Here is a 19650-nt window from a genome sequence, read left to right as displayed (position 1 = left end):
TCTTTGGTCCTTGGTCGTGTGCGCGAGCTTAAGGCTTCCAGCGCAGGAAATTGGAGATGAGGGCAAGACCTAATGCCTGGCTTTTCTCAGGGTGAAACTGGGAGCCGGCCACGTTGTCGCGGCCGACGAAGGCCGTCATCGACCCGCCGTATTCGGTGGTCGCGATCACGTCGCCGCGGTGCTTTGCCGCCAGATGGTAGGAATGCACGAAATAGGCGTGCAACCCGTCCGACCCGGTCGGAATGCCGTCGAACAGCGGATGCGGGTGATGGATGTCGAGCGTATTCCAGCCGATCTGTGGGATCTTGAGATGGGGATCGCTCGGCGTCATCTCGACGACATCCCCCTCGATCCATCCGAAACCTTGCGAAATGGTCTTTTCAAGCCCGCGCGACGACATCAGCTGCATGCCGACGCAGATGCCGAGGAAGGGGCGGCCCTTGTGCTCGACCACGTCGAGGATCGCCTCGCGCATGCCCGGCACGGCATCGAGGCCGGCGCGGCAATCCGCATAGGCGCCGACGCCCGGCAGCACGATGCGGTCGGCGGTCGCCACCGCTTCTGCCTTGTCGGTGAGGTCGATCACGGCATTGATGCCGGCTTCGCGGGCGGCCCGTTCAAAGGCCTTGGTCGCGGAACGCAGATTGCCGGACCCGTAGTCGATGATTGCGACGCGCATCAGCGTCCTCCATGTTCGAAAAGGCCCATATGGGGGGCCTGCCATCCGGCGGCGGGCGGCCTTGCCTGTTTTGCCCACTCGGCCGAGACCGGCATCGGTTGTTGTTCAGGCTGCGGCAGACCGGAGAAATAAATCTCCTCGGCGGTGCGCAGATCGTGAGCGGAGATTACCGTTTCCAGGCTCCAGCCGCGACGGATCAATGCTTCGGAGCGATAATGTCGGCCCTCGAGCGCAACGAGCAGGCTGATGGCGACGCCGAACAGCAGCCCCGCGGTCCAGAAACCCGGGATCTGCATCAGGACGGTGCTGCCGAGCTGGGCAAGCAGGATAACGACGCCCGCAATCCACAGCCTGTGCCAGAAAAGCCAGATCCACGGAAACAGCAGGGCAAGCCAGGAAAATCCGTCGCGCAGGACGAGGGTCGACTGACGATCCCTGTCGGATCCGCTTTGTTGCGCAGCGGGCGGTGTCAGAACGAGGTAGCTTCTCAAGGATCGTCTCCTCAAGCAGTCAGACCAGCATTCCCTTCGTGGAGGGAACGCGATTGGCCTGCCGCGGGTCGATTTCAATGGCGGCGCGAAGTGTCCGCGCCACGGCTTTGAAACAGGTCTCGGCGATATGGTGGTTGTTGGCGCCGTAATGGTTCAGGATATGCAGCGTGATGCCGGCATTCTGCGCCAGCGCCTGAAAAAATTCCCGCACCAGTTCCGTATCGAACGTGCCGATCTTCGGGGCGCTGAACGCGACGTTCCAGACGAGGAACGGCCGGCCCGACACGTCGATCGCCGCCTTGGTCATCGTCTCGTCCATGGCAAGGTCGAGCGAGGCGTAGCGGGTGATGCCGCGACGGTCGCCGAGTGCCTTGGAGATCGCCTGGCCGATCGCGATACCGGTATCCTCGACCGTGTGGTGGTCGTCGATATGCAGGTCGCCCGTGACCTCGATATCCATGTCGATCAGCGAATGTCGCGAAAGCTGGTCCAGCATATGGTCGAAGAAACCGACGCCCGTCGAAATCTTGGTCGCACCGGTGCCGTCGAGATTGACGGAAACGGAAACGGAGGTTTCGTTGGTCTTGCGGACGATGTTGCCCACGCGTGCGGTTGTCGTCTCACCCATCTGGGTCTGCTCCATGCGATCGATCTGCGCTCCTTATCAGGCACGACATCAAATATCCAGCAAAAGCAGGGGTGTCGCTCAGGCATCGCGTCATGAGATTGCATTCGCCCGGGACCGTCTTACATAAATGCCCAACGGGGCCGAAATGCCCTCGAAACCAATGCCCGCCAGGCGGGCCAACAGGTGCCTTATGACAACCATTATTACTGTTCGCAAAGGCGGCAAGGTCATCATGGCGGGCGACGGCCAGGTAAGTCTTGGCCAGACCGTGATGAAGGGCAATGCCCGCAAGGTGCGCCGCATCGGCAAGGGCGAAGTGATCGCCGGTTTTGCCGGCGCTACCGCCGATGCCTTCACGCTGCTCGACCGGCTTGAAAAGAAGCTCGAGCAATATCCCGGCCAGCTGATGCGTGCCGCCGTGGAGCTCGCCAAGGATTGGCGTACCGACAAATACCTGCGCAATCTCGAAGCGATGATGCTGGTCGCCGACAAGTCGACCACGCTCGCCGTCACCGGCAACGGCGACGTGCTCGAACCCGAGCACGGAACGATCGCGATCGGATCGGGCGGTAACTATGCCTATGCGGCGGCGCGGGCGATGATGGACTCCGACAAATCGGCCGAGGAGATCGCCCGCAAGGCGCTCGATATCGCTGCCGATATCTGCGTCTATACCAACCACAACCTTGTCATCGAAACGCTGGATGCCGATGGCTGACGGCGCGCCCCGCTACACGTTCCGTGATGTGGCACACGAGGATTTCCCCCTGTTGGCGACATGGCTCGCCGAGCCGCATATCGCGAAATGGTGGGGCGAGGTCGATGAGGAACTGGCAAGCATTGAATACTCGATGACCAGCGTCGAGACCCGGCCGCTGATCGCGGAACTGGACGGCAGACCGATCGCCTATCTCCAGTATTACGATCCGCATCTTGAAGAGGGTCATCCCTATCAGGATCAGCCAAAGGGCACGCTTGGCATCGATATCTCGATCGGCAATCCTGAGCTTGTCGGCATCGGCCATGGCAATGCAATCATCCGGCAGCTCGTGAGCGAACTTTTCGAAAAGGGCGCGAGAAGGATCGTCATCGATCCGGATCCCGAGAACGCCCAGGCGATCCGCGCCTATGAGAAGGCGGGCTTCCGCTACGTCGACACCAGGACAACTATCTACGGTCCGGCCCATTTCATGGCGCTGGACGCATCAGAAGAACGGATTTGACATGAGTAACTTTTCACCCCGGGAAATCGTCTCCGAGCTGGACCGCCACATCATCGGCCAGCACGACGCTAAGCGCGCGGTGGCGATTGCGCTCCGCAACCGCTGGCGTCGCCACCAGCTCGACGAGACGCTCCGCGACGAAGTGATGCCGAAGAACATCCTGATGATCGGCCCGACCGGCGTCGGCAAGACGGAAATCTCCCGTCGGCTCGCCAAGCTCGCCGGCGCGCCTTTCATCAAGGTCGAGGCGACCAAGTTCACCGAAGTCGGTTATGTCGGCCGCGATGTCGAGCAGATCATCCGCGACCTCGTCGAAATCGGCATCGGCCTGGTGCGCGACAAGATGCGCGCCGATGTGCAGGCCAAGGCCCATATGAGCGCCGAAGAACGGGTGCTCGATGCGCTGGTCGGGGCCACGTCCTCGCCCGCCACCCGCGAAAGCTTCCGCAAGAAGCTGCGGGCCGGCGAACTCGATGACAAGGAAATCGACATCGAGGTATCCGATACCGGTTCCGGCATGCCCGGCTTCGAGATTCCCGGCATGCCGGGCGCCAATATCGGCGTGCTGAACCTGTCGGAAATGTTCGGCAAGGCCATGGGCGGCCGCACCAAGAAGGTTCGCACCACCGTCAAGAAGTCCTATGGCGAGCTGATCCGCGACGAATCCGACAAGCTGATCGACAACGAGGTGATCCAGCGCGAGGCCGTCCGCTCGGTCGAAAACGACGGCATCGTCTTCCTTGACGAGATCGACAAGATCGCCGCTCGTGACGGCGGGCTCGGCGCCGGTGTTTCCCGCGAGGGCGTGCAGCGCGACCTGCTGCCGCTCGTCGAAGGCACGACGGTCTCGACCAAATACGGGCCTGTCAAAACCGATCACATCCTGTTCATCGCCTCGGGCGCCTTCCACGTCTCCAAGCCTTCCGACCTTCTGCCGGAGCTCCAGGGCCGCCTGCCGATCCGCGTCGAGCTGAGGCCGCTCACCAAGGAGGATTTCCGCCGTATCCTGACGGAAACCGAGGCGAGCCTCATCCGCCAGTACAAGGCGCTGATGGAAACGGAAGAGCTGACGCTCGATTTCACCGAGGACGCGATCGATGCGCTGGCGGATGTCGCCGTGCACCTCAACTCCTCGGTCGAGAATATCGGCGCCCGCCGGCTGCAGACGGTGATGGAACGGGTGCTCGACGAAATCTCGTTCAACGCGCCGGATCAGGGCGGCACGACCGTGATGATCGACGCGGAATACGTCAAGAAGCATGTCGGCGATCTCGCCGCCGATACGGATCTGTCGCGCTACATTCTCTGAGCGGCAATCGTGGCAGCCGGGCAACGTCCGGCTGCTCATTTGCGGGCGCTGACGGGATTTTGAACGCCCACGTCTCGACACGGTCCTTACGCCTCGCGTAAGGGAAGCGCGTTTTCATGGAAATGTCCGGCGCTTGACTGAGTCGGTCTGGAATGGCTTTGAGCTTCCCGTGCCGGAGATCGGCATAGTCGCAGTCCTGGGACACGCAAATCTTGAAACGCATTCTTCTGGCATTGATCCTTGTCGTCGCGACATCCGCGGCCTCGACCGCGTTTGCAGGCGGCTTCACGATGGTCCCGGAGGGAAATCGTAACGCCGAACAGCCGAAGATTCCGGGCGCCTCGGTGCGCCGGACCCGCGCCGGCCGCACCACCTTCGATGACAAATACGAGAAGATCCGTGACCTCCTGGCATCCGACAAGAAACTGATCGCCAAGATCAAGTCGACGGCCGCCGACTACGGAATCGATCCGATCCACATGATCGGCGCGATCGTCGGCGAGCATACCTACAATGTCGATGCCTACGACCGTCTGCAGACCTATTACGTCAAGGCTGCCGCCTATGCCGGCAACAGCTTCCGGTTCGGATATGGCGACGAAAGCATCGCCCAGTTCCTCGACCGGCCGGAATTCGGCAAATGCGAGGATTTCGCCGATTCCTACAAGCTCTGGACATGCCGCGAAGGCGTCTGGGAAAAGAGCTTTCGCGGCCGGTCCGTCGGCGGCACCTCGTTTCCGGACAATCGTTTCAGCGCCGTCTTCTTCCAGCCCTTTTATGCCGGCCAGACTTTCGGCCTCGGCCAGGTCAACCCGCTGACGGCGCTGATGCTGTCGGACATGGTGGCCAAAAACTCCGGTTATCCGAAGCTCGACGAGAACAAGGCCGCCGCCGTCTATGACGCGATCATGGATCCGGACAAGTCGCTCGCCTATATGGCGGCCAATATCCGCCGCTCGATCGACGACTACAAGTCGATCGCCGGCATGGACATTTCCCGCAATCCCGGCATCACCGCGACGCTCTACAATACCGGCGGTTCGGCGCAGCGCGCCGCAGCGCTCGCCGCCCGCGGCGGCCTGCCGGAGGAGAATTATTACGGCTGGCTCGTCAACGACAAGCTTGCCGAGTTGAAATCCCTCCTCTGACGGCTGATATTCCTTTTATAGGAAACCCTTGAGGAGGGCTGTCCATGGACATGCGCCCCGACCCTTTCGTTCCGCCGGCACCCGCCCATCGGGACCGGCTGCTGAACCCGATCGAGGTGATCTGGACGGCGCTGCGCAATCCGCTGGAGCTCTGGGGCAAGGATTCCTACACGCAGCCCTGGCTTGAGACGAAATTCTTCAAGGAACGGACCCTGATCGTCAATCATCCGGGTCTCATCCGGCATATCCTGGTCGACAATGTCGGCAATTACGAAATGTCGGAGATCCGCCAGCTCGTCCTGCGCCCGATCCTGAGAGACGGCCTGCTGACGGCCGAAGGCGAGGTCTGGAAGCGCTGCCGCAAAGCCATGGCGCCCGTCTTCACGCCAAGGCATTCCCGCGGGTTTGCCGGGCAGATGCTGAGCCAGACCGAAGAGTTCTCGAAGAAATACGCCAGGGCCGGCGCGGCGGGCGAGACCCTCGATATCTCTGTCGATATGACCGAGCTGACCTACGCCATCCTCGCCGAAACCCTGTTTTCCGGCGAGATCGCCGGTGAAAAGGAGACGGTCGCCGACGATGTCGACCAGCTTCTGCACCGCATGGGCCGGATTGATCCGATGGACATGCTGCGCGCCCCGAGCTGGGTGCCGCGCGTCACCCGCATCGGCGGCAGGAAGATACTCGACAAGTTCCGCGGCGTGGTTGCCGAAACCATGGTTATGCGGCAGGAGCGGATGCGCGCCCGCCCGGACGACGTCCCCCAGGATTTCCTCACACTGCTGCTGCAGCTGGCCGGTCCCGACGGGCTGACCATGGACGAGATCGAGGACAATATCCTCACCTTCATCGGCGCCGGCCACGAAACGACGGCCCGCGCGCTCGCCTGGACGCTCTATTGCGTGGCGGAATCGCCGCCGGTGCGACGGGCCATGGAAGAAGAGATCGACCGCGTTCTGGCAACCGGCGCCGATCCGGTCGAATGGCTGGAGCTGATGCCCTGGGTGCGGGCGGCGTTCGAGGAAGCGCTGCGGCTCTATCCGCCGGCACCCTCGATCAACCGTGAAGCGACCAGGGACGACAGCTGGACAAGCCCCGAAGGCCAAACGATCAGGATCGACGCCGGGGTGACCGTGCTGGTCATGCCTTGGACGCTGCATCGCCACGAGCTCTATTGGGAAAAACCCCGCGCCTTCATGCCGGAACGTTTCCTGCCCGAAAATCGCGGCAAGCTGAACCGTTTTCAGTACCTGCCTTTCGGCGCCGGCCCGCGCACCTGCATCGGTGCGACCTTCGCCCTGCAGGAAGCGGTGATCGCGCTTGCGGTGCTGATGCGCGATTATCGGTTCGACGTTACACCCGAAACCAAGGTCTGGCCGGTCCAGAAGCTGACCACCCAGCCGCGCGACGGCCTGCCGATGCGGGTCACTCCGCGACATCAGAAGTCTCCGCTGGCGAATTGATCTTGGCGGCCTATGCGCTATTGATCCATAGATCGACCTCCAGGATTTTCGCGTGGCTTCATCCCTTCCTTCCGGCCCCCTCCTTCTCGGGATTGATACCGGCGGCACCTATACGGATGCGGTGCTGTTGCGCGAGGGCGAAGGCGTCGTCGCCAAGGCGAAATCGCTGACGACGCGGCACGACCTGGCCGTGGGCATTGCCGGCGCCGTCGATGCGGTGCTGGAGAAAAGTGCGGCTTCCGCCTCGGCAATCGGGTTGGTTTCGCTGTCGACCACGCTCGCCACCAATGCACTGGTCGAAGGGCAGGGCGGGCGTGCCGCCTTGATCATGGTCGGCTTCACCCCGGAGGATCTGACACGGGGCGGGCTTGCCGAGGCGCTCGGAAACGATCCGGTGATCTTCCTGCCCGGAGGCCACGATGTGCATGGCAACGAGACGCCGCTCGACATGGCGGCGATGGAAGCAGCCATGCCGGTGCTGGCGGAGACGGTCTCGTCCTTTGCAGTCGCCGGTTATTTCGCCGTCCGGAATCCGGCTCACGAAATCCGGGTGAGGGATCGGATTCGCACGCTGTCACATCTGCCCGTCACCTGCAGCCATGAGCTTTCGTCGAAACTCGGCGGCCCGCGCCGCGCCCTGACCACGCTTTTGAATGCCCGGCTGGTGTCGATCATCGACCGGCTCGTCGGTTCCTGCGAGGGTTTTCTGACCGAGCGCGGCATCACCGCACCGATGATGGTGGTGCGCGGCGATGGTGCGCTGATCTCTGCTGCAGAGGCGCGGTTGCGGCCGATCGAAACCATCCTTTCCGGCCCCGCCGCAAGCCTTGTCGGCGCGCATTTCCTGACTGGGCTCGACCAGGCGGTGGTCTCCGATATTGGTGGCACGACCACGGATGTCGCGGTTCTCGATGGTGGGCGGCCGAAGCTGGCGGAAGAGGGCGCGGTGGTCGGCGGCCATCGCACCATGGTGGAGGCGGTGGCGCTGCGCACCTACGGGCTCGGCGGCGATTCCGAGATCCATATCGACGACCGTGGCCTCGAAGCGCGGCTGACGCTCGGCCCGCGCCGGCTTTTGCCGCTGAGCCTTGCCGCGATGGCACATGGCGAGATCATTGTGTCGACGCTGGAGAAGCAGTTGCGCGCCAGCCATGCCGGACGGCATGACGGCCGCTTTGCGGTGCGGACCGGCGTGCCGGATGTCCTGGCCCAGGGCCTGCAGCCGCCCGAACAGGCGCTTTTCGCCCGAATCGGTGCGGTGCCGGTTTCGCTCAACGATCTTCTGACCATGAATTCGCAAAGGGCGGTTCTCGACCGGCTGGTCGCAAGAGGGCTGGTGCATCTGTGCGGCATCACCCCTTCCGACGCGCTGCACATTCTTGGCCGGCAGAGCCAATGGTGCAAAGACGCCGCAAGCCTGGGTCTCGAACTTGCCGCCCGGCGCAAGGACGGCGCCGGACGCCAGATCGCCGTCTCGCCGGAAGATCTCGCGGAAAAGATCGTCAGCCGGCTGACACGCCAGTCCTCCGAGGCTGTGCTCGCCGCCTGTCTCGCCGAAGACGGCGCCGAAGCCATCGATCCGGCGGTCTCGCTGGCCGTCGATCGGGCCTTGAAGCGGGTGCCCGGCATAGCCCGGTTTTCCGTAGCCCTTGATCGCCCGCTGATCGGGCTCGGCGCTTCGGCACCCGTCTATTATCCGGCTGTCGCCGATATGCTGGGGGCGCGGCCGGTCATTCCGGCCGATGCGGATGTCGCCAATGCGGTCGGCGCCGTGGTCGGCCAGGTCCGCGCCAGCGTCACTATTGTCGTCACTTCACCGGAAGAAGGCCGCTTCATCCTTTCGGGGGGAGGTGAGCGTCTTGTCATCATAGGCGAAACCGAGGCTCTGGCTGTCGCTCGCGATCACGCGGTCGCCGCTGCCCTGGCGCAGGCGAATGCGGATGGCGCCAGCGATGCGGTGGTGACGGTCTCGGAAGAGCTGGACGCACCCGAAATCGAAGGGTCGCGAAAACTCGTCGAGGCGCGGATAACGGCTGTTGCCGTCGGCAGGCCGAGCATCGCTTTTAACTGAGGCTGGCGGGGCTGCCGCTATGCTTCCGCATCCCCTGCTCGTTCTCGGGGCCTGCTGCCGCACCTTTTAAACGTCTTCAGCAGGGCGTAAATAGAGCGACACTTATTCCAGCGGGGAACAAATCACGGTGATCACCAATCTTGCCGATCTGGAAATCTTCGTCAAAGTCGCGGCCAGCGGAAACATGTCGGCCGCGGCCAAGAGCCTTGGCATTTCCCCGGCGGTGGTCTCGAAGCGCATCAAGCGGCTCGAGGAGCAGCTGGGAACGCGCCTCCTGCAGCGCACGACGCGCCAGATCGGAATGACTGACGCCGGCAAGAGTTTTTACGACAGGATCGCCAACATCCTGACCGGCATTGAGGATGCCGAGCAGTTCGTCTCGGGGCGATCGACGGAGATCGCCGGCAATCTGCGCATCTCGGCGCCGACCTCGTTCGGGCGAATGCACATAGCGCCCCATCTGCCGACCTTCATGCAGGAAAATCCGCATCTGTCGATCGACCTGATCCTGTCGGACGAGTTCACGGATATCATCGCCCAGGGTTTCGACGTGGCGATCCGCATATCCGAATTGAAGGATTCGAGCCTCGTCGCCCGCAAGCTCGTTCAGGTCCGGCGCATCCTCTGCGCCTCGCCATCCTATGTCGAGCGGCATGGCGCGCCTAAAAGCATCGAGGAACTGGCGAACCATCACTGCCTGACGGCCCATAATGGCGAACCCTGGAGGCTCGAAGGTCCCAAAGGCCCGCTGGTCTATCGGCCGGCAGGGATGCTGAACACCAATTCCAGCGAGGTCATCCGCGAAGCGGTGATCGCCGGTCTCGGCATCGCGCTGAGATCCACCTGGGATATCGGCAACGAACTCAAGGACGGGCGCCTGGTGATGGTGATGCCTGGCTACGAGGGTTCGAAGAACGTTTCCGTTTCGGCCGTCTATCCGAGTCGGCAGCATCTCCCTTCCAGGGTCCGCGCGTTTATTGAATATCTCGCCGAACTCTATGGTCCGGTGCCCTATTGGGAGCGGCATTCCCCGGACGCGAGTCGGCGATAGATCATTCGCGAGGATTGTTTCCGATTCGGCACAAGTCATTCAATATTTGTGCAATTGCAATTTTCCCCGCTACCAAAGAGACTTGCCAGCGACTTTAAAATTTGGAGGCACCGATGGCCCGCATCGAAAAAAATGGTCTCGCGCTCGACGAGACGCTCTACGATTTCCTGGTGACGGAAGCGCTGCCGGCCACCGGTGTCGATGCCGACCGGTTCTTTTCCGAGTTTTCGAAGATCGTCCACGACCTTGCGCCGAAGAACCGCGACCTGCTCGCCAAGCGCGACGCCTTCCAGGCAAAGCTTGACGATTGGTACCGCAAGAACGGCGCGCCGACCGATCTGGCCGTCTATGAAGCCTTCCTGCGCGACATCGGCTATCTGCTGCCGGAGGGACCGGATTTCACCGTCTCGACCGACCGGGTCGATCCGGAAATCGCCGAGATCGCCGGCCCGCAGCTCGTCGTTCCGGTGATGAATGCCCGTTATGCGCTGAACGCCGCCAATGCCCGCTGGGGATCGCTCTACGATGCGCTTTATGGCACCGACGCCATTCCCGAGACGGACGGCGCCGAAAAGGGCAAGGGCTACAATCCGGTCCGCGGCGCCAAGGTCATCGCCTGGGCGCGTGACTTCCTCGATCAGTCGGTGCCGCTTTCCGGCGCGAGCTGGACCGACGTCACCTCGTTCGTTGTCACCGGCGGCAAGCTGACGGCCGCAGCCCAGGACGGCAACACGGTCAATCTCGCCGATCCGGCTCAGTTTGTCGGCTATCTCGGTGAGCCGGCGGCACCGACGCATCTGCTTTTGAAGAAGAACGGCCTGCATGTCGAAATCCTGATCGATGCCACGACGGCGACTGGCAAGGGCGATCCGGCCCGGATTTCTGATGTCTGGCTGGAATCGGCGATTACCGCGATCATGGACTGCGAGGACTCGATCGCCGCCGTCGATGCCGAGGACAAGGTCGTCGTCTATCGCAACTGGCTCGGCCTGATGAACGGAGATCTTCAGGAAGAGGTTTCCAAGGGCGGCAAGTCCTTCATCCGCAAGCTGAACCCGGATACCGTCTTCAAGGCGCCGGCCGGCGGCGATGTTACGGTCAAGCGCCGCTCGTTGATGCTGATCCGCAATGTCGGGCACCTGATGACCAATCCCGCGGTGCTGGACCGCGACGGCCGGGAAGTGCCGGAAGGCATCATGGACGCCATCGTGACGGCGCTGATCGCCATCCGCGACATCGGTCCGAACGGGCGCCGCCAGAATTCGCGCACCGGCTCCATGTATGTCGTCAAGCCGAAGATGCACGGGCCGGAAGAGGTCGCCTTCGCCTGCGAAATCTTCACCCGCGTCGAACAGGCGCTCGGACTTGCCTCCAATTCCATGAAGATGGGCATCATGGATGAGGAACGCCGCACCACGATCAATCTCAAGGCCTGCATCCGCGAGGCGCGCGAGCGCGTCGTGTTCATCAATACCGGCTTCCTCGACCGCACCGGCGACGAGATCCACACCTCGATGGAAGCCGGCCCGATGATCCGCAAGGGCGACATGAAACAGGCGGCCTGGATCGCCGCCTACGAGAACTGGAATGTCGATATCGGCCTCGAATGCGGCCTGTCCGGCCATGCACAGATCGGCAAGGGCATGTGGGCCATGCCGGACATGATGGCGGCGATGCTGGAGCAGAAGATCGCCCATCCGAAGGCCGGCGCCAACACCGCCTGGGTTCCGTCGCCGACGGCGGCCACGCTGCATGCCACGCATTATCACAAGGTCGATGTCGCCGCCGTCCAGGCGGGCCTGAAGAGCCGCACGCGGGCAAAACTGTCGGACATCCTCTCCGTGCCGGTCGCCGTGCGGCCAAACTGGACGCCGGAGGAAATCCAGCGCGAACTCGACAACAATGCGCAAGGCATTCTCGGCTATGTCGTGCGCTGGATAGACCAGGGCGTCGGCTGCTCCAAGGTGCCGGACATCAACAATGTCGGCCTGATGGAAGACCGCGCGACGCTGCGCATCTCCGCCCAGCACATGGCGAACTGGCTCTATCACAAGCTGGTTACGGAGGAGCAGATCGTCGAGACGATGAAGCGCATGGCTGCCGTCGTCGACGGCCAGAATGCCGGCGACCCGCTCTATATGCCGATGGCGAAGGATTTCGCCGGTTCCGTCGCCTTCCAGGCGGCGCTCGATCTGGTGCTCAAGGGGCGCGAACAGCCGAACGGTTATACGGAACCGGTCCTGCATCGCCGCCGTCTGGAACTGAAGGCGAAGCTCGCGAGCTAACCTCTGCCCCTCATCCGCCTGCCGGCACCTTCTTCCCGCACGCGGGGAGAAGGACGCAAGACGCGACCTCTCCATCTTTCCCCAACGTTGCATGGTCCACGTCCCCTCGCCCCGCGCGCGGGGAGAGGGTGAGGGGCAAACGCCAAACCAATAGCAAAACGAAAAAGGCCGCCTGGGAATATCCCGGCGGCCTTTTCGTATTCTCGTCGAATTTCGCGATTACTGGATCACGACGACCTTGGTTTCGCGGCCCGGACGGACGCGGCTGTAGAGGTCGATGACGTCCTGGTTGATCAGGCGGATGCAGCCCGAAGAGGCGGCGGTGCCGATGGAATTCCATTCCGGCGTGCCGTGCAGACGGAAGAGGGTGTCCTGGCCCTTTTCGTTGAACAGGTACATGGCGCGTGCGCCGAGCGGATTGCTAAGGCCCGGGCCCATGCCGTCTTCGACATATTTGGCGACGTCAGGACGACGGCCTGCCATTTCCTTCGGCGGATGCCAGGTCGGCCATTCCTGTTTCCAGGCGACGTAAGCCGTGCCGGACCAGGCGAAACCCTGCTTGCCGACGCCGATGCCGTAACGCATCGCCTTGCCGTTCGGCATGATGTAATAGAGATGACGCTCGCGCGTGTTGACGATGATCGTGCCCGGCTTTTCGCTGGTCTGATAGCTGACGATCTGACGGACGAACTGCTTGTCCACCTTGTTGATCGGGATCGCCGGAAGCGTATAACCGGCATCCCGCACCGAACCGTAGGAATCGCTGAAGATCTGGTCGGTATAGGTGACGGAAGCTACCTGGGTGCCGCCACCGGGAGCCGTGGAGGCGCAACCGGCCAAGGCAGCAGTTGCCAACAGGCCGAGTGCGAGCATGCTATTGCGAAAGCGCATGGAAATCTCTTGGGTAAACGAATCGATTGAGACGGGCGGATGACCGCCTTTGATGACGGGTTATTTTCGATTAGATTACGCTTGGCAAGCGCTGCAGCGCATCAAAACAGAGCCGGCGCATGATTGGAAAAAGCCATTGTGTTTTTGCAACATCATTTGACGCGGTATCCGGGATTTCATGACTATACTCAACCTCGCCAGTAACAATCCGTTAATAGATGGGCGGCAGTCGGCCCGCGCCATGATGGTGCGCAAGGGTGTCCAGCTCCTGCTGCACGACATGCGGCACGCGATCCTGCCGGAACTCGTGCTGTCGAGCGGCAGGCGCGCCGACCTGGTGTCGATTTCGGAAAAGGGCGAGATCTGGATCGTCGAGATCAAGACGTCCATCGAGGATTTTCGCGTCGATCGCAAATGGCCGGAATACCGGGACTATTGCGATCGCCTGTTTTTCGCCACGCACAAGGAGGTGCCGCTCGACATCTTCCCGGAAGACTGCGGCCTCTTCCTCTCGGACGGTTATGGCGGGCACCTGCTGCGCGAAGCGCCGGAACACAGGCTGCCGCCCGCCACCCGCAAGTCGATGACGCTGAATTTCTCCCGCGCCGCCGCCCAGCGACTGATGTTGGCGGAATGGGCGACCGGCAGGAGTTTCGACAAGATGTGACTTATTTCGGTGCGCGCTTGGCGAGGATGCGCTGCAGAGTGCGGCGATGCATGTTGAGCCGGCGCGCCGTCTCGGACACGTTGCGTTCGCACATCTCGTAGACCCGCTGGATATGCTCCCAGCGCACCCGATCCGCCGACATCGGGTTCTCCGGCACGTCCGCCCGCTCGCCCGGCCGCTGCGTCAGCGCCCCGAAAATGTCGTCGGCGTCGGCGGGCTTGGCGAGATAATCGAGCGCACCGAGCTTCACGGCCGTCACCGCCGTTGCGATATTGCCGTAGCCCGTCAGCACGATCACCTTGGTATCCTCGCGGCTCTGGCGGATCGCCTCGATCACATCAAGCCCGTTGCCGTCGCCGAGACGCAGGTCGACCACGGCATATTTCGGCGGCCGTGCCTTGGTCTTGGCGATGCCTTCCGCGACGGACTCCGCCGTGTCGACCAGGAAGCCGCGGGTCTCCATGGCGCGGGCAAGACGACGCAGGAACGGTCCGTCGTCATCGACGATCAGCAGCGACGGGTCGGGCCCCAATTCGGGGTCGGCATGAACCTTGGTCGGTTCCGGGTGTGTTTCCATCTCTTTTTCTCCGCGGGTTTTAGAAGGCCCGCTTGCCTTTTCATGATGATCGGCCGGCCGGCCGGCTTATTTCAAGTCCTGTGCGTCCATTACCGAACGCGGCCATTCGATATGAATGCGGGCACCCGGTTCGCCGCTGTCGCGATTGCCGAAGCGGATCGAGGCGCCGGACCGTTCGAGCAGCGTCTTGGCGATGAAGAGGCCAAGCCCGAGGCCGCCTGCCCGTTCGTCTTCCCTGGGTCTCTTCGTCATATAGGGTTCGCCGATCCGGGAGAGAATATCCGGCGCATAACCCTGGCCGTCATCCTCGATGGTGATCGCCACCCGCTCGGCATTGTGCTCGACCGTAACGATCACCTTGCTCCGGGCATAGTCGACTGCGTTTTCGATCAGGTTGCCGAGCCCGTATATAATGCCGGCATTGCGGTTGCCGATGGGCTCGTTACCCCGCCCGTCCTTCTCGACCAGTTCGATCTCGATGCCGAATTGCCGATGCGGCGCCACCACCTCCTCGACCAGGGAGGAAAGCGGCAGCCGGCGCATGTGTTCCTCGCTCTCGGCGGAAAGGGAGGTGAGCCGGCGAAGGATGTCGCGGCAACGTTCGCTCTGGCTTCTCAGCAGCAGCACGTCCTCGCGAAACCGGTCGTCAGCGCCAAGCTCGCGTTCCATCTCCTTGGCGACGACGCTGATCGTTGCGAGCGGCGTGCCAAGCTCATGGGCGGCGGCGGCTGCCAGTCCGTCGAGCTGCGAAAGATGCTTTTCGCGCTCCAGCACCAGTTCGGTCGCCGCCAGCGCATCGGCAAGCAGCGTCGCCTCATGGCTGACGCGATAGGCATAAAAGGCCGCGAACATCATCATCGAGGCGATGGAACACCAGACGCCGAGCTGCATCACCGGCTGGATCCGCAGCGGCTCGCCCTCGTACCAGGGCACCGGATAGGGCGAAAAGGCGAGCACGGTGGTGCAGACCAGCGCAAAGACGATCAGGACCAGCGAATGGCGCAGCGGCTGGGAGGCAAAGGCGATGATGACAGGCACGCAGATCAGCGGCGCGAAGGGATTGGCGAGCCCGCCGGTGATGAACAGCAGCGCCGCCATCTGCAACAGGTCGAAACCGAGCAGCGCCAGTGCCGATTTCGGGCCGAGCCGGTGGGTCGGCGGAAACCAGGCCGACAGCGTGAGATTGGCGATCGCGAGCGCCCCGACCAGAATGCCCGCCTCCTGCAGAGGCAGCGGAAACTGCAGCAGCAGCCCGACGATGACCACGGTGATCGTCTGGCCGGCGACCGCAAGCCAGCGCAGCCGCACCAGCGTCTGAAGCCGGATTCGTCGGCTCGAAGGACCGAATTGTGCAAAACGCACTGAAGGACTGTCTACGCTCAACCGCCTGCTCTTTACCTTGCCACGCGCCCGTCATCTCAGGCCGCCTTCATAAACCGGCTCGACTTCAGGTCGCAGGCGGCATTCTGTCACGTCCCGCGCGGTTTGGCACGTGTCGTCGGCACAGCCTCGGCCGGTTCCTCCGGCCAGGGGTGTTTCGGATAACGGCCGCGCATCTCGGCGCGCACATCCTTCCAGGAACCGGCCCAGAAACCGGGCAGGTCCCGCGTCGTCTGGATCGGCCGGTGCGCCGGCGAGGTGAGTTCGAGAAGCAGCGGCAGCTTGCCGCCGGCGATCGCCGGATGTTTCTTCAGCCCGAACAGTTCCTGCACCCGGATCGCCAGGACCGGTTCCTCGCCGTCGTAGCGGATCGGATGCCGCTCGCCGGTCGGCGCCTCGAAATGCGTCGGGGCCAGCTTGTTGAGATCCTGGGAGACCTCGTGCGGGATGAGCGATCGCAGCCCTTCCGAAAGACTACCGGGATTGATGGAATCGAGGCCCGACGCATTGCCCTGGAACGGAACGAACCAGTCGTCGAGCCGGGCCAGCAACGCCTCGTCGCTCATATCGGGCCAGGGCTCGCCGATCGACCGGTTCAGGAAACCGATCCGGTCACGCAATTGCGCGCCTTCCTTGGAGAACGGCAGAACCTGGAGCCCCAGTTCCCGCAGGCCGTCCGCCAAGGCCTGCGCCGCCCGTTCGCCGCTCGGCCTTGGCAGCGGCCTTTCCTCGAAGACGATGGCGCCGAGCCGCGTCACCTTGCGGGCGCGCACCTGCCGGCTTGCGCGGTCGAAGAAACACTCGTCGCTCTCCCGGATCGCGCCGGAAAGCTCGGCCTCCACATCCGCCCGGCTGATCTCCGCCGCAGCCAGAATGCGCGCCTGCGCCGCCCGCCCGGTCAGGTCGGCGATGACCAGCATCTGCGATGCCGCCAGCCGTTCCGTTTCCTGCAGTTCCGCACCACGCCCGTTCGCCATCACGAAACGCCCGCGCCCGCCGCGTTGCAGGGCGATCCGGTCCGGATAGGCATGCAGGAGAAGCCGGCCGGCCGGAACCGCCTCATTGGATTGCGATCTCTTCGGCAGGTTCGAGAAAATCCGGTCCGCCAGCTTCCGGGCCGCATCGGCCCTCTCGCCGCGTTCGTTGCGGAACCGGCGCAGCCGCTCATCGAGGTCGATATCGCTGCCCCCGAGCCCCTGTTCCGTCAGAAGCACCGCAAGCAGGCAGGCAGGCCTGCCGAAACCTTCCTCGGCCGCCGAGATCGCCATCGCCGAAAGCCGCGGCGGAAGCGCCATTTCGCGCATCAGCCGGCCCTTTTCCGTCAGCCCGCCCTGGGGGACGAGCGCACCGAGCTGGACGAGCAGCACCTTTGCCTCATTGAAGGCCGGCCCGGGCGGCGGATCGAGAAAGGCAAGCGCTGTCGGATCCTGAACGCCCCAATGTGCAAGATCGAGAACCAGGCCGGAAAGATCGCTCGCCAGGATCTGCGGCGGCGTGAACGCCTGCAGTGCCGCCGTCTGGCCCGGATGCCAGAGGCGGATCGCGATGCCCGGCTCGGTTCGCCCGGCGCGGCCCGCCCGCTGGTCGGCCGAGGCGCGGGAAACGCGCACCGTTTCCAGCCGGGTGATCCCGGTCGAGGGCTCGAACACCGGCAGGCGCTGTTGCCCGCTGTCGATGACGATCCTCACTCCATCTATGGTGATCGAGGTTTCGGCGATCGACGTGGCCAGCACGATCTTGCGCTGCCCGGCGGGTGCCGGCCGGATCGCGAGATCCTGTTCTTTCTGGGACAGATTGCCGTAAAGCGGCACGACCACGGTCTCCGGCCCGAACCGGCCCGCAAGCCGCTCGGCGGTCCGCAGGATTTCCGCCTGTCCCGGCAGGAAAGCGAGGATAGAGCCGGTCTCGCTCGCATGCGCCTCGGCGATCGCTCGCGTCGTCGCATCCTCGATCCGCTCGTTCGGCGCACGGTCGCGATGCCGGATGTCGATCGGAAAAGTCCGGCCCTCGCTCCTGATGACCGGCGGCTCGCCGAGCAGTTCCGCGACGCGCTCCACATCCAATGTGGCCGACATCACCAGGATCCTGAGGTCGTCGCGCAGCGCCGATTGCACGTCGAGCGCCAGCGCCAGCCCGAAATCCGCATCGAGCGACCGTTCGTGGAATTCGTCGAAGATCACGGCGGAAACGCCGGAAAGCTCCGGATCGTCAAGAATCATCCGCGCGAAAACGCCCTCGGTCACCACCTCGATCCGGGTTTTCGCCGAGATCCTGTTGTCGAGCCGCATCCGGTAACCGACCCTGTCGCCCACCTGCTCGCCGAGCAGCGACGCCATGCGGGATGCGGCCGCGCGTGCCGCAAGCCGCCGCGGTTCGAGCAGGATGATCTTTCCCGCGCACCACGCCTGGTCGAGCAGCGCGAGCGGCACGAGCGTCGTCTTGCCGGCCCCCGGCGGCGCCGACAGCACGGCACGTGTGCCCTTGGTCAGCGCCTCCATTATATTGCCCAGCACTTCGGTGACGGGAAGCCTTGGCAGGGCTCCGGTGATCGGGCCTGCCTCCTGCACCGTGGTCATCAGCGTCTAACCTGTCCGCTGACATGTCGATAGGCAAGGATTGCTCCGGCAAGATCCTCGAGCGCTGCACCGACTGACTTGAAGAGCGTGATCTCTTCGGGGCTCGTGCGGCCCGGATGCCGTCCATGGGCAAGCTCGGCCAGTTCCGCCCTGATCCCGTCCTTTGCCAGCACGCCGCTCTGCAACGGCAGGACGATATCCCCGCCTTCCTTCATGGCGCCGGCGCGCGTATCGACGAACACCGATGAGCGCCGCACCGCCTCGTCGTCGCTCTCGCGCATGTTCGGCTTGAAGGCGCCGACCAGATCGAGATGTGTGCCCGGCTTCAGCCATTCGCCGCGGATCAGCGGCTCGCTCGACAGCGTCGCACAGGAAATGATGTCCGCCTGCCCGGCCGCAGCGGCGAGGTCCTCGACCGCCACCGCATCGAGACCGAGCGCCCTTGCCTCGCGCGCGGTCTCCTCCGCCTTCTCTATATGACGCCCCCAGATGCGGAAATGCTCGAGCGGCCGGGTGACCGCATGCGCCTGCATGAGATTGAGCGACAGGCGCCCGGTTCCGACCATCAGCATGGTCTGCGCATCCTCGCGCGCAAGATAACTTGCCGCGAGAGCGGAAGTCGCGGCGGTGCGCCGCGCGGTCAGTTCTCCGCCCTCGACGATCGCCAGCATTTCGCCGGTCCTGCCCGATGACAGGAGATAGCTGCCGAAGATGGTGGAGAGGGACCGCAGATGGTTGTCCGGAAACAGATTGAGGATCTTGACGCCGATATGGTCGCCCGGCACCCATGCCGGCATCAGCAGCATGACGGCGCTTGTTTCGCCCGGCACCTCCATCTCATGGTGATGGCGCACCGGCATTACGCATTCGCTTTTGAACATCGCCTCGATCGCGTCGATCAGTTCCGCAAAGGGTAGGGCATCCCGGGTCTGCACCTCGTCCAATACCAGCATGTCACACTCCAGCCGCCAGAAACCGCTTTCACCCTAACAATGGGAAATCGCCGCGTAAAATCGGTTTTTATGGGCAACCAAGCTGCCCTTTCGTTAATCGCTGCTTATTTTCTGGCCGGAAATCGACTGTTTTGGGCGGGTCGCAAGAAAAATGACAGTTTTTTGAAAAAGGCAGTTGACTTGAAACTGGGGAGGGCACTATAACCCCGATCACTGACGAGGGCGGCGGCGCTGCTGGCGACGAACTCCTTCGTTCTG

General features: G+C 63.3%; 17 protein-coding genes. 9 read left to right on the top strand and 8 right to left on the bottom strand.

The annotated features are described in order from the left end of the window. Positions 1 to 28 precede the first annotated feature (28 nt). Genes hisH through hisB form a run of 3 tightly spaced genes read right to left on the bottom strand, consistent with a single transcriptional unit; the run spans position 29 to position 1798 of the window. Complete coding sequence (gene hisH, locus J2X76_RS27960; RefSeq protein WP_113126975.1) at positions 29 to 679, bottom strand: imidazole glycerol phosphate synthase subunit HisH; 651 nt, start codon at positions 677 to 679, stop codon at positions 29 to 31. Then, positions 679 to 1170, bottom strand: a complete 492-nt coding sequence (locus J2X76_RS27955; protein WP_310220823.1) for a DUF2628 domain-containing protein — start codon at positions 1168 to 1170, stop codon at positions 679 to 681. The genes hisH and J2X76_RS27955 overlap by 1 nt, the downstream gene beginning before the upstream one ends. Positions 1171 to 1189: 19 nt before the next feature. Further along, positions 1190 to 1798 carry an imidazoleglycerol-phosphate dehydratase HisB gene (gene hisB / locus J2X76_RS27950; RefSeq protein WP_310220822.1) on the bottom strand — a complete coding sequence of 203 codons (609 nt, stop codon included), beginning with the start codon at positions 1796 to 1798 and terminating at the stop codon, positions 1190 to 1192. 190 nt (positions 1799 to 1988) lie between these two features. Between hisB and hslV the strand changes: the two genes are divergently transcribed. From hslV to J2X76_RS27910, 8 genes are all read left to right on the top strand, one after another. After that, positions 1989 to 2516: an ATP-dependent protease subunit HslV gene (gene hslV, locus J2X76_RS27945; RefSeq protein ID WP_038547464.1), complete on the top strand. Its 528-nt coding sequence runs from the start codon at positions 1989 to 1991 to the stop codon at positions 2514 to 2516. Further along, positions 2503 to 3021 carry a GNAT family N-acetyltransferase gene (locus tag J2X76_RS27940; protein ID WP_310220821.1) on the top strand — a complete coding sequence of 173 codons (519 nt, stop codon included), beginning with the start codon at positions 2503 to 2505 and terminating at the stop codon, positions 3019 to 3021. Before hslV ends, J2X76_RS27940 begins: the two co-directional genes overlap by 14 nt. A gap of 1 nt (position 3022) precedes the next feature. Then, positions 3023 to 4330 (top strand): ATP-dependent protease ATPase subunit HslU, encoded by a 1308-nt coding sequence (hslU, locus tag J2X76_RS27935; RefSeq protein WP_310220820.1) that lies wholly within the window; start codon positions 3023 to 3025, stop codon positions 4328 to 4330. 212 nt (positions 4331 to 4542) lie between these two features. Beyond that, positions 4543 to 5478: a DUF1402 family protein gene (locus J2X76_RS27930; protein ID WP_113126979.1), complete on the top strand. Its 936-nt coding sequence runs from the start codon at positions 4543 to 4545 to the stop codon at positions 5476 to 5478. A gap of 44 nt (positions 5479 to 5522) precedes the next feature. Next, entirely contained in the window at positions 5523 to 6941 is a 1419-nt protein-coding gene (locus J2X76_RS27925) for a cytochrome P450 (protein WP_310220819.1), read from the top strand. Between the two features lie 52 nt (positions 6942 to 6993). Beyond that, positions 6994 to 9012: a hydantoinase/oxoprolinase family protein gene (locus tag J2X76_RS27920; protein ID WP_310220818.1), complete on the top strand. Its 2019-nt coding sequence runs from the start codon at positions 6994 to 6996 to the stop codon at positions 9010 to 9012. A gap of 130 nt (positions 9013 to 9142) precedes the next feature. Further along, complete coding sequence (locus tag J2X76_RS27915; RefSeq protein WP_310220947.1) at positions 9143 to 10063, top strand: LysR family transcriptional regulator; 921 nt, start codon at positions 9143 to 9145, stop codon at positions 10061 to 10063. A gap of 113 nt (positions 10064 to 10176) precedes the next feature. Further along, on the top strand, positions 10177 to 12348 hold the full coding sequence (locus J2X76_RS27910) for a malate synthase G (RefSeq protein ID WP_310220817.1): 2172 nt from the start codon (positions 10177 to 10179) through the stop codon (positions 12346 to 12348). A gap of 219 nt (positions 12349 to 12567) precedes the next feature. Here J2X76_RS27910 and J2X76_RS27905 read toward each other — a convergent pair whose 3' ends face one another. Beyond that, complete coding sequence (locus J2X76_RS27905; RefSeq protein ID WP_113283409.1) at positions 12568 to 13239, bottom strand: L,D-transpeptidase; 672 nt, start codon at positions 13237 to 13239, stop codon at positions 12568 to 12570. A gap of 178 nt (positions 13240 to 13417) precedes the next feature. Here J2X76_RS27905 and J2X76_RS27900 point away from each other — a divergent pair, with 178 nt between their 5' ends. Continuing rightward, entirely contained in the window at positions 13418 to 13906 is a 489-nt protein-coding gene (locus J2X76_RS27900; RefSeq protein ID WP_310220816.1) for an MmcB family DNA repair protein, read from the top strand. A gap of 1 nt (position 13907) precedes the next feature. On the opposite strand, the gene J2X76_RS27895 is transcribed toward J2X76_RS27900, so the two are convergent. The 4 genes from J2X76_RS27895 to J2X76_RS27880 form a co-directional block, all read right to left on the bottom strand. Further along, positions 13908 to 14483: an ActR/PrrA/RegA family redox response regulator transcription factor gene (locus J2X76_RS27895; RefSeq protein WP_038591703.1), complete on the bottom strand. Its 576-nt coding sequence runs from the start codon at positions 14481 to 14483 to the stop codon at positions 13908 to 13910. A gap of 66 nt (positions 14484 to 14549) precedes the next feature. Continuing rightward, a complete protein-coding gene (locus tag J2X76_RS27890; RefSeq protein ID WP_113126985.1) occupies positions 14550 to 15845 on the bottom strand; it encodes an ActS/PrrB/RegB family redox-sensitive histidine kinase in 1296 nt (431 codons plus the stop codon). A gap of 107 nt (positions 15846 to 15952) precedes the next feature. Next, positions 15953 to 18439 carry an ATP-dependent helicase HrpB gene (hrpB, locus tag J2X76_RS27885; RefSeq protein WP_310220815.1) on the bottom strand — a complete coding sequence of 829 codons (2487 nt, stop codon included), beginning with the start codon at positions 18437 to 18439 and terminating at the stop codon, positions 15953 to 15955. Continuing rightward, complete coding sequence (locus tag J2X76_RS27880; RefSeq protein ID WP_310220814.1) at positions 18439 to 19392, bottom strand: ornithine cyclodeaminase family protein; 954 nt, start codon at positions 19390 to 19392, stop codon at positions 18439 to 18441. Before J2X76_RS27880 ends, hrpB begins: the two co-directional genes overlap by 1 nt. Positions 19393 to 19650 lie beyond the last annotated feature (258 nt).

It is taken from the genome of Neorhizobium sp. 2083 (assembly GCF_031455615.1).
In the GTDB taxonomy this organism is placed as follows: domain Bacteria; phylum Pseudomonadota; class Alphaproteobacteria; order Rhizobiales; family Rhizobiaceae; genus Neorhizobium.
The sequence above is the reverse complement of the archived record's forward strand: the minus strand, read 5'-3'. Positions and strand labels throughout refer to the sequence as shown.

Excerpts from the sequence above, each read along its gene's own strand:
- hisH (WP_113126975.1), bottom strand. The coding sequence starts at position 679 with ATGCGCGTCGCAATCATCGACTACGGGTCCGGCAATCTGCGTTCCGCG.
- hisB (WP_310220822.1), bottom strand. The coding sequence starts at position 1,798 with ATGGGTGAGACGACAACCGCACGCGTGGGCAACATCGTCCGCAAGACC.
- hslV (WP_038547464.1), top strand. The coding sequence starts at position 1,989 with ATGACAACCATTATTACTGTTCGCAAAGGCGGCAAGGTCATCATGGCG.
- J2X76_RS27940 (WP_310220821.1), top strand. The coding sequence starts at position 2,503 with ATGCCGATGGCTGACGGCGCGCCCCGCTACACGTTCCGTGATGTGGCA.
- hslU (WP_310220820.1), top strand. The coding sequence starts at position 3,023 with ATGAGTAACTTTTCACCCCGGGAAATCGTCTCCGAGCTGGACCGCCAC.
- J2X76_RS27925 (WP_310220819.1), top strand. The coding sequence starts at position 5,523 with ATGGACATGCGCCCCGACCCTTTCGTTCCGCCGGCACCCGCCCATCGG.
- J2X76_RS27910 (WP_310220817.1), top strand. The coding sequence starts at position 10,177 with ATGGCCCGCATCGAAAAAAATGGTCTCGCGCTCGACGAGACGCTCTAC.
- J2X76_RS27905 (WP_113283409.1), bottom strand. The coding sequence starts at position 13,239 with ATGCGCTTTCGCAATAGCATGCTCGCACTCGGCCTGTTGGCAACTGCT.
- J2X76_RS27900 (WP_310220816.1), top strand. The coding sequence starts at position 13,418 with ATGACTATACTCAACCTCGCCAGTAACAATCCGTTAATAGATGGGCGG.
- J2X76_RS27895 (WP_038591703.1), bottom strand. The coding sequence starts at position 14,483 with ATGGAAACACACCCGGAACCGACCAAGGTTCATGCCGACCCCGAATTG.
- hrpB (WP_310220815.1), bottom strand. The coding sequence starts at position 18,439 with ATGACCACGGTGCAGGAGGCAGGCCCGATCACCGGAGCCCTGCCAAGG.
- J2X76_RS27880 (WP_310220814.1), bottom strand. The coding sequence starts at position 19,392 with ATGCTGGTATTGGACGAGGTGCAGACCCGGGATGCCCTACCCTTTGCG.